Here is a 252-nt window from a genome sequence, read left to right as displayed (position 1 = left end):
TGCTGGAGGTATCAGAAGTGCGAATGCTGACATGAGTAACGATAATGGGGGTGAAAAACCTCCACGCCGGAAGACCAAGGGTTCCTGTCCAACGTTAATCGGGGCAGGGTGAGTCGACCCCTAAGGCGAGGCCGAAAGGCGTAGTCGATGGGAAACGGGTTAATATTCCCGTACTTCTTACAATTGCGATGGGGGGACGGAGAAGGCTAGGTGGGCCTGGCGACGGTTGTCCAGGTTCAAGTGCGTAGGCTT

General features: G+C 55.2%; 1 rRNA gene. It reads left to right on the top strand.

Annotated elements, in window-relative coordinates:
* A 23S ribosomal RNA gene (locus ACVA6Q_RS24820) occupies window positions 1–252 on the top strand; the annotation flags it as partial.

The sequence above is a fragment of the Vibrio sp. DNB22_10_4 genome (genome assembly GCF_052879755.1).
This window is presented reverse-complemented; position numbering and strand designations above follow the sequence as displayed.